This is a genomic window from Parasphingorhabdus sp. W113 (assembly GCF_055693205.1).
The window spans coordinates 834,110-848,843 of sequence record NZ_CM146328.1 but is presented as its reverse complement, the minus strand read 5'-3'; the positions used below and the strand labels follow the sequence as shown (position 1 = coordinate 848,843).

The 14,734-nt window shown below is 55.9% G+C and carries 12 protein-coding genes and 1 pseudogene; 7 read left to right on the top strand and 6 right to left on the bottom strand.

Annotated features, from left to right (window positions below; all coding sequences use genetic code 11):
• Positions 1-4: 4 nt before the first annotated feature.
• From ACZ1GS_RS04085 to ACZ1GS_RS04070, 4 genes are read right to left on the bottom strand one after another with little or no spacing between them, the layout of a single operon-like run.
• Complete coding sequence (locus ACZ1GS_RS04085; protein ID WP_472697215.1) at positions 5-691, bottom strand: glutathione S-transferase family protein; 687 nt, start codon at positions 689-691, stop codon at positions 5-7.
• A complete protein-coding gene (locus ACZ1GS_RS04080) occupies positions 688-1,422 on the bottom strand; it encodes a glutathione S-transferase family protein (protein ID WP_472697214.1) in 735 nt (244 codons plus the stop codon). The genes ACZ1GS_RS04085 and ACZ1GS_RS04080 overlap by 4 nt, the downstream gene beginning before the upstream one ends.
• Positions 1,419-2,258 carry an isocitrate lyase/PEP mutase family protein gene (locus ACZ1GS_RS04075; protein ID WP_472697213.1) on the bottom strand — a complete coding sequence of 280 codons (840 nt, stop codon included), beginning with the start codon at positions 2,256-2,258 and terminating at the stop codon, positions 1,419-1,421. Before ACZ1GS_RS04075 ends, ACZ1GS_RS04080 begins: the two co-directional genes overlap by 4 nt.
• Before the next feature lie 15 nt (positions 2,259-2,273).
• The gene (locus ACZ1GS_RS04070; RefSeq protein WP_472697212.1) at positions 2,274-3,236 is read right to left on the bottom strand and encodes a phytanoyl-CoA dioxygenase family protein; all 963 of its coding nucleotides are present in this window, start codon (positions 3,234-3,236) and stop codon (positions 2,274-2,276) included.
• A 193-nt stretch (positions 3,237-3,429) separates the two neighbouring features.
• On the opposite strand from ACZ1GS_RS04070, the gene ACZ1GS_RS04065 reads away from it, so the two are divergent.
• The 4 genes from ACZ1GS_RS04065 to ACZ1GS_RS04050 all read left to right on the top strand — a co-directional run bounded on the left by ACZ1GS_RS04065 (position 3,430) and on the right by ACZ1GS_RS04050 (position 8,840).
• On the top strand, positions 3,430-4,734 hold the full coding sequence (locus tag ACZ1GS_RS04065) for an FAD-dependent oxidoreductase (protein WP_472697211.1): 1,305 nt from the start codon (positions 3,430-3,432) through the stop codon (positions 4,732-4,734).
• A 44-nt stretch (positions 4,735-4,778) separates the two neighbouring features.
• Complete coding sequence (locus ACZ1GS_RS04060; RefSeq protein ID WP_472697210.1) at positions 4,779-5,402, top strand: maleate cis-trans isomerase family protein; 624 nt, start codon at positions 4,779-4,781, stop codon at positions 5,400-5,402.
• Between the two features lie 56 nt (positions 5,403-5,458).
• Positions 5,459-6,301 (top strand): polysaccharide deacetylase family protein, encoded by an 843-nt coding sequence (locus tag ACZ1GS_RS04055; protein WP_472697209.1) that lies wholly within the window; start codon positions 5,459-5,461, stop codon positions 6,299-6,301.
• Between the two features lie 187 nt (positions 6,302-6,488).
• Positions 6,489-8,840: a TonB-dependent receptor gene (locus ACZ1GS_RS04050; RefSeq protein WP_472697208.1), complete on the top strand. Its 2,352-nt coding sequence runs from the start codon at positions 6,489-6,491 to the stop codon at positions 8,838-8,840.
• A gap of 131 nt (positions 8,841-8,971) precedes the next feature.
• On the opposite strand, the gene ACZ1GS_RS04045 is transcribed toward ACZ1GS_RS04050, so the two are convergent.
• Positions 8,972-10,486 (bottom strand): aldehyde dehydrogenase family protein, encoded by a 1,515-nt coding sequence (locus ACZ1GS_RS04045; protein ID WP_472697207.1) that lies wholly within the window; start codon positions 10,484-10,486, stop codon positions 8,972-8,974.
• A 249-nt stretch (positions 10,487-10,735) separates the two neighbouring features.
• On the opposite strand from ACZ1GS_RS04045, the gene ACZ1GS_RS04040 reads away from it, so the two are divergent.
• The 3 genes and pseudogenes from ACZ1GS_RS04040 to ACZ1GS_RS04030 all read left to right on the top strand — a co-directional run bounded on the left by ACZ1GS_RS04040 (position 10,736) and on the right by ACZ1GS_RS04030 (position 13,442).
• The gene (locus ACZ1GS_RS04040; protein ID WP_472697206.1) at positions 10,736-11,977 is read left to right on the top strand and encodes a putative DNA modification/repair radical SAM protein; all 1,242 of its coding nucleotides are present in this window, start codon (positions 10,736-10,738) and stop codon (positions 11,975-11,977) included.
• Positions 11,974-12,659: pseudogene (locus ACZ1GS_RS04035) on the top strand (TIGR03915 family putative DNA repair protein); the annotation flags it as partial. The gene ACZ1GS_RS04040 and the pseudogene ACZ1GS_RS04035, both read left to right, overlap by 4 nt.
• A gap of 15 nt (positions 12,660-12,674) precedes the next feature.
• Positions 12,675-13,442: a UdgX family uracil-DNA binding protein gene (locus tag ACZ1GS_RS04030; RefSeq protein ID WP_472698060.1), complete on the top strand. Its 768-nt coding sequence runs from the start codon at positions 12,675-12,677 to the stop codon at positions 13,440-13,442.
• Positions 13,443-13,589: 147 nt separating this feature from the next.
• Here ACZ1GS_RS04030 and ACZ1GS_RS04025 read toward each other — a convergent pair whose 3' ends face one another.
• Positions 13,590-14,696, bottom strand: coding sequence for an alkene reductase (locus ACZ1GS_RS04025; RefSeq protein WP_472697205.1), 1,107 nt, complete (start codon positions 14,694-14,696; stop codon positions 13,590-13,592).
• Positions 14,697-14,734 lie beyond the last annotated feature (38 nt).

The window sequence follows — 14,734 nt, the reverse complement described above, 5'->3', positions numbered from 1 at the left end:
TTGATCATTTCTGATTAAACATCACTTCGAACGTTTCATCCGTCGGATTGCCGACTTTCATGTCCTCGGCCATGACCGCAAGCCCGCGCTGAACCGCCGGGCGATCGCCCACGGTCGAAAGCCAGCGCTGGACATCCGGAAATTGCTCAATATCGATGCCATGCAGATTTTGCTGCTTTGGGGTCATCCACGGAAAGGTCGACATGTCAGCGATCGAATAGCCGCTGCCCGCGAGATAGTTCTGGTGCTTCAACCGCTTATTGATGACGCCATAAAGCCGTTTCGTCTCGCCGCAATAACGCTCTATGCCATGCTCGACTCGCTCTTTTGCATAGCCATTAAAATATCCGCACTGACCAAACATCGGTCCGATACTGGCATTTTGGAAAAACAGCCATTGTGTCACCACCGATTGCTCGGCCGGGTCTTCGGGCCAGAATTTTCCGGTTTTCCCGGCCAGATACAGAAAGATCGCACCCGATTCAAAGACGGCATGCGGTTGGCCATTGGGGCCATCATGGTCCACTATCGCCGGAACGCGATTATTGGGGCTGATCGCGAGAAATTCCGCCGTGTGCTGTTCGCCTTTCAGGATGTTGATCGGCTTGACCCGATAGGGGAGACCAAATTCCTCCAGCGCAATGGCTGTCTTGTGCCCATTTGGGGTCGGCCAGTAATAGAAATCAATCATGTCCCGTGCTCCTGTTGCAACGCCAGGACATCCCGGACGGCTTGCTGGCACCGATCGGCGCTCGTATCGCCTTCGAAATCGCGATTATAATGGGACTGGACCGATGGCCGTTCTATCGCTTCGTCAAACCAGTCTGACAAGGCAGGACGACCTTCGCGCCATCGGAAATCCGGGTGGATCGGGTCCTTGGCTTCATAGAATTCCGCCCGGAAACCGAGATAGCTTATCGCGTGCAGCAAAGCAGCGTGGCCGATATCAAAACTGTCCCATCGGGCAGCCTGTTGTTCCAGTCGGTCCAAGGACCGGATATATTTTGGCCACAGCGATTCAAAAACCCGCATGTTCCATTGTTCGGGCACCTGCCATTGTTCGGCGACCATCTGTACCGTCGTCTCGAATATCGTATCACCAAGCGCCAGCCGTGTGATGGCGTCCCAGCGGGCCGGACCAGCGACGGGGTACATTTTGTTCGCTTTGCTATGGCTATCGAGATATTCGCATACCGCCTGACTGCCATAGATCACTTGCCCGGTCTCGGTGACCAGCGTCGGCACTTTGTCGAGAGGATTCAGCGCCGCGATACTATAGGCATCGCCCTGATCTTCGCCGTCGAGATTTTTGAACGGGAATGTCGGTATGAAATCGATGGCATCCCAGTGGCCGCATTCATGCGCCGTCACCAAAACCTTGTGAATGAAACTGTGAAACGGGGAATAGAATAACTTCATCATCGGCGGTTCCTCTGGTTGAGATAGGCGTCGCTCCCAAGGCGATCTATGACCGGGCCAGTGCGGTCCAGTCGGGACTCTGATTGGAGTTTTGCAAAGCTTTCATCCAGCGCCTGCCCCACCGATGCCAAACCAACGGCCGGAAAAAGCGCCACGCTATAGCCCAGTTCTTCTGCGGTTTTCGTAGCCTGCACATCATCATCGGGTCGCAAAAAATTGTGTAACAATGGAACCGTGTCGCCCAGTTGCGCCGTCAGATCCATCATCTGCTTCTGCGTCGTCAACGATTCAACGAACAGCATATCGGCGCCGGCTTCGGCATAGGCGTGAGCGCGCTCCATGGCTTTGTCGAAACCTTCTGACATCATCGCATCGGAGCGTGCGCTGATGATAGTATCGGGGTCGTGAAGCGCATCGCGCGCCGCCTTTATCTTATCGATCATCACCTGTTTGGAAATCAGCGGCCGTGCCATTGGCGCATCTGGAGACTTGACTTCCAGCTGATCCTCGATCTGGATTGCCGCCGCTCCGGCCCGCTCCAAAGCCCTGACGGTGCGGCCAACGGCGAAGAGATTGCCAAAGCCCTGATCCGCATCAACAAACATCGGGATGGAAATACGGTCCGCAATGCGCGCAACAATATCGGCCGTTTCGCTGGCGGTCAGCAGGCCAATGTCCGGACGCCCGAGATGCGCAGCGGCCAAGGCCGATCCGGACACAAACACGGCTTCAAATCCGGCAATTTCGGCGCGATAGGCGCTGAACGCATCATAGACGCCGGGAGCGACCACAATCTCGTGCTTGTCCAAGCGCGCCCGCATGAGAGAAGCCAAAGCCATGTCGGTGCCCAATCTTCAATTTGCCGGAGCGGTATCTTTTTTCGACAATTGCCCGGCATCCTCTTTCACTTTCAGCTGCTGGAATGCTTTATATTCGTTCACGCCCTGCATCTCACGTTTTGGCCAGCGGGTCGCAAAGCCGCGCGGGAAGTGGCTGTCGTCATCCGCTGTTCCCTCTTCGCTCCAAAGCAACGGAAAGTGACTGCCTTCGGGTTTTTCGCCATCGAGCATCTCGTCAAAACTCACGCCCGCCAGATTGACGCAATCGGGACGCGGGGCCCAGCGGATATCATCGCCAAAAACCCGCTCCGAAATTGCCACACGCCAATCATCGGTCGGATTGCCGGAGGAATAGTGCAGCACCCAGGGATGGACGATCAACAAGTCACCGGGATCCATATCCCAAGACAGAAAGCGCAAATTTGGATCGCCGCGTTTGCTCTCGATTTCGGGATGTGGAACGCGGTCATCGGGCTTGATCATTTTCCGCGCGTTCGGCGAGAACAGCCAATAGGGCACATCATCATGCTGTGTCCCGGCAAGAACCTCCAGACAATTGGCTTTGACGATCGGCGTTAGCGGTATCCAGATTGAGGGCACCATGGTTCCGGTCACCGGCCATCCCATGCGATCGCAATGCCACAGGGTCTTGGCATCTGATTGCGGCGGCTTGGCGAAAAACTCATCAAAGAAAAACCGGATATCCTTGGACTGCATGACCTTTCCGGCCACTTCCGCAATCGGCGATTCAAAAATGAATTTCCGGTATTCTTCAATACACCGCGCCATGTAGCGCCCAGGAATCGTCGGCAGAAGGCCGACATCCTTCTTGTCGATAATCACTTCCCGGGCGATCGGCTCGAGCAGATCAATCCAGTCCCGGTCGAGGACGCTGCGCAAGCAAACCACGCCGTCGCGTTCGTAGTCGTCAATGTCCTGCTGGGTCACTTCGCGAAGGGGGCGTTTGTTCAAAGCCATGATTCTCAATCCTCTTAAGTTCGCCCTCCTGTTACGCGGGCTGACCAACAAACAGGAGATCGGCGGCTTTAATATCCACTCGACGGATAGTTTTGGCAACATCATTACCGCAGGGCGGAGACTGGGCCAATAACCCCTCTCGCGCGCTGGATCATTTCCTATGCCCGTGACCGGAGCAAAGATGGAGTAGCACATGCAGCATCTGAAAACACAGATCGTCATAGCGGGCGCAGGCCCGGTGGGAAGCGTTGCTGCTTATTATCTGGCCAGCAAGGGCATTGATGTCATTCTGCTGGAATCCGGTGGTGATTGTGCGCTCGATCTCAGAGCATCGACCTTTCATCCTCCGACATTGGAAATGCTCGACCAGTTTGGCATTACAGACAAGCTGATCGCGAAAGGATTAAAGGCGCCAATCTACCATTTCCGGGAACGCAAGACCGGTGAAGTGATCGATTTCGACATGACCGAAATCGCGGATCAGACCCGCTTTCCCTATCGCATCCAGTGCGAACAATATCATTTGTCGCGCATGCTGTCCGACGGTGTGCAAAACCTGCCAGGCGCCGATGTGCGGTTTGATCACCGGGTGGTCGGCTTTCACCAGGACCAGATGGGCATCGACGTCTATGCCGAAACCCCGCATGAAATCGTGCAAATCCGCGCAGATTATTTGATCGGCGCAGACGGTTCGAACAGCATTATCCGCAAATGGCTGGATACCGACTTTGACGGGTTCACCTATCCGGAAAAATTTCTATGCTTCACCACGAAAGAGCCGCTCGAAGAAAAATTGCCCAATCTCTGTCATGTGAATTACGTGTCCGACCCCCAGGAATGGATGGTCTTGCTGAAAGTGCCATCGCTGTGGCGTGTTCTGGTTCCGGCCAAGCAAGAGCAGCCGGATTCGGAACTCTTGTCAGATGGCAAGAAAAATGATGTATTTGGCCGGTTGGTCGGCAACGGAGAAGCCGTCGAAACCGCGCATCGCACGATCTATCGCGTCCACCAGAGAGTGGCCAAGAAGTTCATGCATGACCGGGTGGCCATCATTGGCGATGCCGCGCATCTCAACAACCCAATTGGCGGATTTGGCATGAATAGCGGAATACATGATGCGTTTAACTTGTGCGACAAATTTGACCGCATCTACAATAGCGATGCCGATGCCGACGATTGCCTCGGGATTTTTGAGCGCCAAAGACATACCACGACCCATGACTTCATCCAGGCCCAGACGATCAGAAACATGGCCTATCTTTCGGAAGGCGAAAATGGCGAACATGGACGGCGCAAAGCCGAGATGGAACGGGTGCACAGCGATCCGGACGCGCGCCGCGAATTCCTGCTGCGCCAATCCATGATTGAAAGCCTGGAGCAGGAAAAAAGGTCGCCTGATGCCGCTCAAGCCGCGCCCCGATCCGGATGTGTTGGGTTCCCGAAAATTATTTGGCGTCCTCGGCCCGTCAACCAATACGGTGGTGCAACCCGATTTTGATGATCTGCGCGTGCGCGGCGTAACCAATCATTATAGCCAGAATCGTGGTCGAAGATGCCCAGGCCATTTCCGATGAAACCTTCATGGCCGGCACCCTCGAAATTTCCCGCAATACGCTCGACGCGGTCCGCGGGGTACTGACCTGCAATCCCGACTATCTGGTGATGGGAATGTCAGCAGTCACCTTTTATGGCGGTGCCGAGGGTGCACAAAAATGGCGCGAGAATATCGAACGCGAAGCGGGGCTCAAATTATGCACTGGATCCCAGTCGCTGATCGAAGCCTTCAATGCTTATGGTGGCGTAAAGAAAATTGCCGTGCTTTCCCCCTATTATCCCAGCGCCAACGCCCATGTGGCGCAGTTTATGGCAGATCACGGGATTGATGTTGTTCGGGACACCTGCCTGCGCTGTCCGAGCTGGACCGCGATCGCCCAGGTCCCAACCGCAACCTTGCGCGCAGAACTCCGGAAACTTGACGGCGACGACATTGATGCACTGGTCCAAGTGGGCACCAATCTCTCAATGATGCGCCTCGCTGCAGCAGCCGAAATGTATCTTGGCAAACCGGTCATTGCGATCAATACCGCAACCTACTGGAACGCGCTTCGGCAAAATGGAATCACCGATCAAATTTCTGGCTTCGGCCGACTCATGGAAGACTTTTAGGAACCACATATGCTTGAATATGACTATGTCCCACTCCCGAAGCGCAATCCCATCCAATGGCCGGGGGAGAAGGCCTCGCGATCATATTCACCTTCAATCTCGAAACCTGGGATCTGACCAAAGATACCGACAAGCCTTATTATGCCGGGGGGCCAGCCATTCTGCCGGACATTTTGCCAGGCAATACGCCGGATTATCCCAATTTCACCTGGCGCGAATATGGCCAGCGGGTTGGCATTTGGCGCCTGTTTGATCTTTTTGATGAGATGGGAATCGCGGCCAGTTGCACGACCAACGCGGTTACCTTCGAACGCCGCAGCGAGATGACCTCCGCAGCGCTTGATCGCGGCTGGGAACTGCTGGCGCACAATTTTGAGCAGGGCGAGCTGCTGACCAATTTCGCGCATGACGAGGCAGCGGAGCGCGACGTGATTTTGCGGTCAATCGAAATGTACGAGAAACATGTCGGAAAGCGTCCCGTCGGCTGGCTGTCCTCCTCCCTTCGCGGCACGCTCAATACGCCGGGTATTCTCGCCGACCAAGGCTTCAAATTCTACTGCGACATCATGAACGATGATCAGCCATTCATGATCCGCACCCAACATGGCCCAATTGTCGGCGTGCCTTATTCCAATGTCATCAACGACTTTACCATGGTCACGCGCCAGAGCCTGACCACGGACCAGTTCCGGGATCAGCTTATCGAAGAATTTGATGCGCTATATGCGGATGGCCAGAAAACCGCTCGAGATCATGAATATCGGGCTTCATCCCCATGTGTCTGGCCGGGCGCACCGCGTCCGGGCCCTGCGGGAATTTATCGCCCATGCACAATCCAAAACAGGCGTTTGGTGGCCGAAACGGGAAGAGATCGCGGACTGGTATGGCAACAATCATGAACGGCATTTCCCCAATCAACTGGGATAACTATCCGACAGTCGGGCATTTTACATAAGCGTCAGTTCATCAACACAACTCTGTTTCATAAAAGGTCCGAGGCAACAAAGTTTCACAATAATGCCTCATCCTTACAGACAGGATGCGAGGGAGTGTATGATGAAGACATTTGTTAATAAGACCAGTTTGATGGCTTTGGCTGTTGTGCTGACCGCGGGACTACCCGCACAGGCGCAAGCACAGGAAGCGGACAGCGCTTCGGACGCAGACAGTGGCGTCATCGTCGTCACCGCGCGGAACCGCGAGGAAAATATTCAGTCCGTTCCATTGGCGATCACCGCCTTCAGCGAAGATGACATTGCTCGCCAATCGATCCAGGAACTGGATGATGTAGCGCGCTTCACGCCAGGCTTCAGCTTCGAGGATTTTTCGGGCGGATTTGCGCAACCGGTCATCCGTGGCCAGGCAACCGCTCGGGTCACCGCTCTCGAGTCCAACGTCTCTGCGTTTTTCGACGGCATCTATATTCCGCGGTCTTGGGCGGTCGATCTCGGCACCGCTAACCTGCAGCGGATTGAGGTGGTCAAAGGGCCGCAAAGCGCCCGCTACGGCCGCAATGCGTTTTCAGGTGCAATCAACTATCTGCCCAAAAAAGCCACGATTGATGGCGATATCTCGGGAGAGATTGAAGGCACGGTCGGCATCGACAAACGGCGCGACATAGGGGCCTTTGTCAATTTCTCGGTCAACGACTATTTCGCACTGGCGGCGTCCTATGACTATTCCACTTATGATGGCAGCTGGGAAAACCGTCATCCTTTTGCCAATGTCGATATTCCCGGTCCCAGCACGCGCGGCAATGTTGGCGGTTGGGAAAATCAGGCCATTTCCGTCTCAGCCATTGCAGAATTTTCAGAAGGGTTCACGGTTGAAGCCTCCTATAATTTCTTTGACGTGAAAAATGAGGCGCGGGCATCCAATTATCTCGCGGAACAGACCGGCGACGGCAATTGTGGCAACGCGCGCAGCATTTTCTTTGCGCCCGCAACGCTGCCGCTGATCTGCGGCGAGTTACCGGCACCGGCGGACACGACGCTGAACGATCCGCGTGGCTATGGTGCACAAGCGGAAACCGGAATTTTCCGCTTCAATGCCAATCTGGAGATCACCGATAGTCTGACGATCGACTATACCTTTGGCAATGTGAATGGTGATGTCGACATCGCAACCAGCGGCGAGCCGGACCCGATCAATTGCGGTACATTGGTTGGGCCGCCCGCCTTTGATGCGCTGTGTAACTTCCAGAATGCGCCGCTTGGCGATATCGATTATGATACCCACGAATTGCGGCTAACCTTTGACAATGGCGGCGCGTTCCGCGGTGCAATTGGCGGGTTCCTGTCTGACGGTGTTGACAATTTCCGGTTCAACAGTCTCAGTCTGCCGGTCATCACCGATGCTAATAATATTGTGACCGTTCCCGGAACACCCGTTCCGGTTGGTGGCGCCTTTCAACCCGGCCCGTTCGGTATAACATTGCAAGACGCCACGACCACGACCGAAGTCATTTCGGTGTTCGGGGAACTCCAATGGACGTCACCGGATGGCGCGACCCGCATCGGTGCGGAAGGCCGCTATTCGGAAACCGAGATCACCACCGATGATAATCGGCGGACGCTAACGCTGAATGATACGTTCAAGGTGTTCACGCCGCGGGTCACGGTGGAACATGATCTCACCGATGAATCGCTGGTCTATGCCACGGTTGCCCGGGGCGCCAAAGCGGGCGGGTTCAATGCAACCGCGATTGATCCCAATAACCGGGTCTTTGGTCCGGAGTTCAACTGGACTTACGAGCTGGGTTCGAAAAACACGCTGGCAGACGGCCGGATAACCTTGAATGCTTCGATCTTCTACACCGACTGGAGCGACATTCAAATCAACTCCCCGGATCCCGACGCCGCCAACCCCAATGCGGTCAACATCACCCTGAACCTTGGTGATGCGACGGTTTACGGGGTTGAATTGGCCGCTCGTTTCCAGGCCACAGACAATCTCAGCTTTGATGCGACATTCTCGCATACGGAAGCGGAATATGGCAGCGGGACCGTCGACGCGCGTTATGCTCGGGATCCCGGTGTGACATCCGACCCGCCATGCGATGACATTGTCTGTAATTCAAACGGCAATATCGGCGGCAATGAAATCGAGCGCCAAGCCCCAACACAAGCGTCCTTTGGCGCCCAATGGGATGGTCCGCTCGGCGATGATGGAAGCTATTTCATCCGGTCCGACCTCAGCTGGCAGAGCGATTTCTTTGCGGATAGCGGCAATACCGGTGTGATCCCGAGCCGCTTCCTGGTGAACGGCCGCGCAGGTGTCTCGATTGACAATATCGATGTCAGCATCTGGGCGCGGAACCTTTTCGACAAGAAATATTTGTCCAACGCCTTTGTTGTGCTGCTTCCCTTCGGCAACACATATGGGGAGTTTTTTGGGGAGCGGCGGTCCTTCGGGGTCACGACCAAGGTCCGCTTCTGATCCGATAGCCGGCACATATTTCGTCACGCAAAAAGGGCGCTTCCTGAACCGGAAGCGCCCTTTTTCATTTTTCGGACTTGCACCGCCCCAGCCGGGCGCCGATCAAACCGGCCGCCGGTTCAGATACGGGTTCAGATAATGGCGCAGACCGTTTTCAGATCGAGATAATTTTCGAGTGCGGCCTGGCCGCTATCTCGCCCCCAGCCCGATTGTTTCATCCCGCCAATGGGCAATGACGCGTCGTACATGGCATGGCCGTTAATCCAAATCGTGCCCGCTTTCAGACGGTTTGCAAAACGCAGCCCGTTGCTCAACCCTTCGGTCCAGACGCCGGCCGCGAGCGCATAGTCGCTGTCATTCGCCGCCGCGATGACCTCATCGGGCTCATCAAAAGCGGTGACCACAAGCACAGGACCAAAAATCTCTTCCCGCACGATCCGCATATCGGGAGAAACATCGGTCAAAACCGTCGGCGTCACGAAGCTGCCATTCGGCCCGGTCGTCTCTCCGCCGCACACCAGACTGGCACCGGCCTTGGTGCCGTCAGCGATATAATCCGCGACCTTGGCGCTATGGTCCCGGGACACCAGCGGTCCCATCTGGGTGTCGGGATTCAGCCCATGTCCGAGCTTGATCTGCGCTCCGATCGCTGCAATGCCTTCGACAACCTTGTCGAGGTTCGAGCGGTGACAATAGAGCCGGGATCCGGCAATACAGACCTGCCCGCCATTGAAGAAAATGGCATTGGCAGAACCGGCAATTGCCGCCTCGATATCGGCATCGGGCATGATGATCACGGGCGATTTTCCACCCAGTTCCAGCGTAACCCGTTTGAGATTGCCTTGCGCGGCATTCAAAATGGCGCGCCCGGTTTGCGTCGAGCCGGTAAAGGCAATCTTGTCGACACCGGGATGCTCGGCCAGCGCCGCTCCGGCTTCGTGGCCATATCCGGTCACCAGATTGATGACGCCGTCCGGCAAGCCGGCTTCCTGCATCAGTTCAACCAAACGCACAGCCGTCAGGGATGTATTCTCAGCCGGCTTCAGGATGATGGTGCAGCCGGCCGCCAAAGCGGGTGCCAGCTTCATGGCCGTCAAAACCAGAGGCGAGTTCCACGGCACGATCGCACCCACAACGCCCACCGGTTCCTTCTGCGTATAGGCAAAGACCTCTTTGCCTTCCGGCTGATAGTTGATCGAGGTTGGAATGGTGGCACCTTCGATCTTGGTTGCCAGTCCCGAGAAATACCGAAACTGATTCACCGCCCCGGGAATCTCTGCCCAGCGGCCGACATAGAGCGCCTTGCCCTGATCAAGCGTCTCCAGCTCAGCCAGTTCGTCAATATGGCTTTCCAGCAGATCTGCGATTTTCCAGAGAACCTGGCTGCGCTCCATCGGCGTCATGCGGGGCCACGGCCCCTCTTCAAAAGCCTGTCGCGCAGCGGTCACCGCCTTGTCGACATCGGCTTCTCCGCCGCGCTGCAACTGCCCGATAACCGCACCGGTTGCCGGGTCGAGCGTGTCGAAAACCGCTCCCGAAGATGCATCCATCCACTGCCCGCCGCAGAAAATTTGATGCGCCGTCCTGTCCAGAAATTTTTGTGCGGCTGTGCCTGGGGCGGGATGAGAGATATTCAAGTCGGTCATAGCTGTGATTCCCATTGTGCCCATCGAGAGTAGAGCATGTTCGGTCAGGAGAACAGCAAATGGTATAACTTCAAACGGCCATCACCAATCTTCTTGGTAGTTTATTCGTCTGTTGGTCAGGCCGGTCGCTTTTCGCGTCGCCCGGACCATATGCCAGCCGGATAGTCCGGTCCGATGTCTGCTCCAAAAAAACTGTTCCCGACACAAACAAGTGTAGAACATATATAGAACATTGTGTATGGACGGCCCATGCCAAAAATGAATCGCGCCGAAAAACTGGCAATCCTTGCTGATGCTGCAAAATATGATGCGTCCTGTGCCTCGAGCGGGTCAGTGAAGCGCAACAGCCTGCAATCGGGCAGGATTGGATCGACCACCGGCATGGGCATCTGCCATAGCTACGCACCGGACGGGCGTTGTATCTCGTTGCTCAAAATTCTGATGACCAACTATTGCATGTTCGATTGCCTCTATTGCATCAACCGGACATCGAGCAACGTCCAGCGCGCGGCCTTTACCATTCAGGAAGTGGTCGATCTGACGCTCGATTTCTATAAGCGCAACTATATCGAAGGGCTGTTTTTATCGTCGGGTATTTTGCGCAGCCCGGATCACACGATGGAACAGCTCGTCGAAGTTGCCCGCCGGTTGCGGGTTGAGCACCGGTTCGGCGGATATATTCATCTCAAGACCATCCCCGAGGCCGATCCGGAATTGCTGCGGCAGGCAGGATTGTACAGCGATCGATTGTCGATCAACATCGAACTGCCGAGCGACAAGGCGATCGCGAAACTGGCGCCGGAGAAAAATGGCGCAAAAATTCGCAATACCATGGCCAATTTGAACAGCCGGATCAGCGATGCAAAGGCCGAGCGCAAAGAGTCGCGCAAAGCGCCGTTATTCGCGCCCGGTGGCCACAGCACCCAGATGATCATCGGCGCTGATGATTCGGATGATGGCCGGATATTGAAAACCAGCCATGGCCTGTACGGCCAATATGGATTGAAGCGGGTCTATTATTCCGCCTTCAGCCCGATCCCCGATGGCGCATCCGGCTTGCCGCTGAAAGCGCCACCCCTGATGCGGGAACACCGCCTGTATCAGGCCGACTGGCTGCTGCGCTTTTACGGTTTCTCGGTGAATGAAATATTGCAAGGCGGGACCGACGGACATCTCGATCTTGCGATTGATCCGAAACTGGCCTGGGCCATTCAGAACCGCGATCAATTTCCGGTCGATGTGAACCGGGCGGACAAGGAAATGCTGCTGCGCGTGCCGGGTCTCGGCGTTACTGGTGCCAAGAAAATCCTCCGGGCGCGACGGTTTTCGCAATTGCGTCTGGCAGACCTCGAACAGATTTGTCAGTCGGTGAAAAAACTGCTGCCATTCGTCACCGCGCGCGACTGGACGCCCGGCAAGCAACTGGATTCGCTCAGTCTCTATGAACGGATGAAGCCGCCGCCGAAACAACTCGATCTGTTTGCGGGATGAACCATGGGCGCGCCTTGGCAACCCCGTCAGATTATCAGGCATCGCTGTCCAGCGAGACTGATTTTAACGGTTGGCGAGAGGCCGCGCGCCGGGCCTGCTCTGCACGCATTCCCCCCATCCAATTGCAATGGAAGATTGCGGGTCGCCCGGAGGGTCTGGACCTGACGCCCCATGCCGAGCTGCCAATCGCTCCGCAGTCACTGGACATGCGCATTGCCAAACCCCTGCTACGCGACATCAAGACGGCGTTGTTACACAGCGAACCCACGCGATTTGATTTGGCTTACCGGCTGGTCTGGCGGGCCCAGTCAGAGCCGAAAATCCATCTCAACCCGGCCGACTCCGATGTCAAAACGCTCTATGGTCTGGCCAAGTCCGTGCGCCGCGATATCCACAAAATGCATGCCTTTGTCCGCTTCCGGAAAGTTGGCGAACAGGCTGGACGCGAACAGTTTGTCGCCTGGTTTGAACCCGACCATCACATCACCGCCGCCGTCGCCCCTTTTTTCGCAACCGCTTTGCCGGCATGGACTGGCTGATCGTGACGCCGGAATGCAGCATCGGCTGGGACGGTCAGGCGCTGGCCTATGGACCGGGCGGCAACAGGAATGATGGCCCGCAGCAGGATAGCGTCGAGGACGAATGGCGGTCCTATTATGCCAGCATTTTCAATCCCGCGCGCGTCAAGGTGCAGGCGATGAAGTCTGAAATGCCGATGAAATATTGGCGCAACCTGCCCGAAGCGCAGCTGATAGCCGGGCTGATTGAACAGGCCGAGAACCGAACATCAGACATGATCGACAAACCGGTCGACCCTGTCCTGTCTGACAGCCGAACGGACTGGACGCGATCGAAGGAACCCGCAAACCCAACATCGCTCCCTGCGCTTTATGACCTGCTCGAACAGCGGGATGATGCGCCCATGGATCATTTCTCCAGCACCGTTGTTCGCGGCGAAGGACCGCAACCGGCGGATCTGATGGTCGTCGGCGAGCAGCCCGGTGATGAGGAAGACCGGCAAGCCGGCATGTTCGTCGGTCCCGCCGGACGGATGCTCGATCGCGCCCTGTCCGCCGCCAATATCGACCGGGAGAAAATCTTCCTGACCAATGCGGTCAAACGGTTCAAATTTATCCAGCGGGGCAAGCGCCGCATCCATCAGACACCCTCCGCCGCCGAGGTCGAATATTACAGCTGGTGGGTCGATAGGGAACGGCAACTGGTTCGACCGAAAATTGTCATCGCGCTGGGCAGTACCGCGGCGCTGTCTTTGACCGGACAGAAAATCACCGTGGCCCGCTATCGCGGCAAGCTGTTTGATCTCGGCCAGAACCAGCGCCTTTTGATCACCGTTCATCCCGCCTTCCTGCTGCGTATTCCCGATCAGGCCGGGCGAGAGATTGAATATCAGAAATTCGTCCGCGACTTGGCCAGCGCGCGAAATGCCAGTCAAACCGTCCGATAATACGGACCTAGTGGCCTGCGTGGACGGGATGCGACATGCTAGTTTGTCTGTTGAACCAACAGGATCCCGGACGGTGCACACATAGCGCAAAACCGGATTATCGATCCGGTCTGGAGGCTAGCGATAGCCCGCTAGCCTCCAGGTGTTTCAGACCATTTCCATAACCGTGCGTTGATAGGCTTCTTCGCGTGTCGGGTAGTCGGAATAGCCTTTCTCGTCACCACCATATAGGGTGGTTTCATCAACTTCGGCCAGGCTCGTGTCCTGTTTGAGTCTTTCGACCAGATCAGGATTGGAAATAAACGGCCGTCCAAACGAGACCGCGAAGACTCCATCTTGCAGAGCGGCTTCAGCAGCACTTTTTTCAAAATTGCCGTTGGCAATATAGTTGCCCTCAAAATTGCCGCGCAAACCGCCGAGCAGTTGTTCTTCACTGTCCGAAACCGGATAACCGGGAAAACGCTCAACCACGTGCAGATAGGAGAGATTGCGCTTGCCCAGCTCCGCATAGATATAGCTGTAATTATCTGCCGCCTGGTCATCCTTGATGTCATTGAACGTTCCGGTCGGCGACAAACGCACACCAACACGGCCATGTCCGATTTCGGCTGCAACAGCATCAACAACTTCCAGAAGGAGACGCGCTCTGTTTTCCGGACTGCCACCATATTCATCGTCTCGGACGTTGGTATGGGATGATATGAACTGGTTTAGCAAATAGCCGTTTGCGCCATGCACTTCGACGCCGTCAAATCCCGCTTCCATCGCCAACTGGGCTGCACGAACATAGTCTGCGACAACAGCTTTGATGCCTGCGAGATCGAGCGCCCGTGGAACGGAAGCATTCTCAACACCCTTGTCGGTGAAGGTATCTGCAGTCGCCTGAATAGCCGACGGTGCGACCGGTTGAGAGCCTGCAGGAAGCAGCGAGTCATGACTGATCCGGCCGACATGCCAGAGCTGCAAAACCATCTTTCCGCCTGCGGCGTGGACAGAGTGCGTGATTTTTGCCCAGGCGTCCTTCTGCTTTTCATTGTAGATACCTGGCGTGTTCAGATATCCTTGGCCTTCGGGGCTAATCTGCGCGCCTTCGGTAATGATCAGGCCGGCACTGGCACGCTGCGTATAATATTTTACGGCCATTTCATGCGGCGTGCCGTCGCCATGGGCTCGATTTCTTGTGAGCGGCGCCATCAAGACGCGATTGCTGACGGGGATATCGCCAAGGGTTCCGTTTTCGAATAATTTGGTCATGGGGGATACTTTCGGTTTGGGGGAAGGATTGGTCGTGG

Bases quoted from the DNA above. Each gene is read 5' to 3' on its own strand.
- ACZ1GS_RS04085 (WP_472697215.1), bottom strand. From the start codon at position 691: ATGATTGATTTCTATTACTGGCCGACCCCAAATGGGCACAAGACAGCC.
- ACZ1GS_RS04080 (WP_472697214.1), bottom strand. From the start codon at position 1,422: ATGATGAAGTTATTCTATTCCCCGTTTCACAGTTTCATTCACAAGGTT.
- ACZ1GS_RS04075 (WP_472697213.1), bottom strand. From the start codon at position 2,258: ATGGCTTTGGCTTCTCTCATGCGGGCGCGCTTGGACAAGCACGAGATT.
- ACZ1GS_RS04070 (WP_472697212.1), bottom strand. From the start codon at position 3,236: ATGGCTTTGAACAAACGCCCCCTTCGCGAAGTGACCCAGCAGGACATT.
- ACZ1GS_RS04065 (WP_472697211.1), top strand. From the start codon at position 3,430: ATGCAGCATCTGAAAACACAGATCGTCATAGCGGGCGCAGGCCCGGTG.
- ACZ1GS_RS04055 (WP_472697209.1), top strand. From the start codon at position 5,459: ATGGCCGGGGGAGAAGGCCTCGCGATCATATTCACCTTCAATCTCGAA.
- ACZ1GS_RS04050 (WP_472697208.1), top strand. From the start codon at position 6,489: ATGGCTTTGGCTGTTGTGCTGACCGCGGGACTACCCGCACAGGCGCAA.
- ACZ1GS_RS04045 (WP_472697207.1), bottom strand. From the start codon at position 10,486: ATGACCGACTTGAATATCTCTCATCCCGCCCCAGGCACAGCCGCACAA.
- ACZ1GS_RS04040 (WP_472697206.1), top strand. From the start codon at position 10,736: ATGCCAAAAATGAATCGCGCCGAAAAACTGGCAATCCTTGCTGATGCT.
- ACZ1GS_RS04030 (WP_472698060.1), top strand. From the start codon at position 12,675: ATGAAGTCTGAAATGCCGATGAAATATTGGCGCAACCTGCCCGAAGCG.
- ACZ1GS_RS04025 (WP_472697205.1), bottom strand. From the start codon at position 14,696: ATGACCAAATTATTCGAAAACGGAACCCTTGGCGATATCCCCGTCAGC.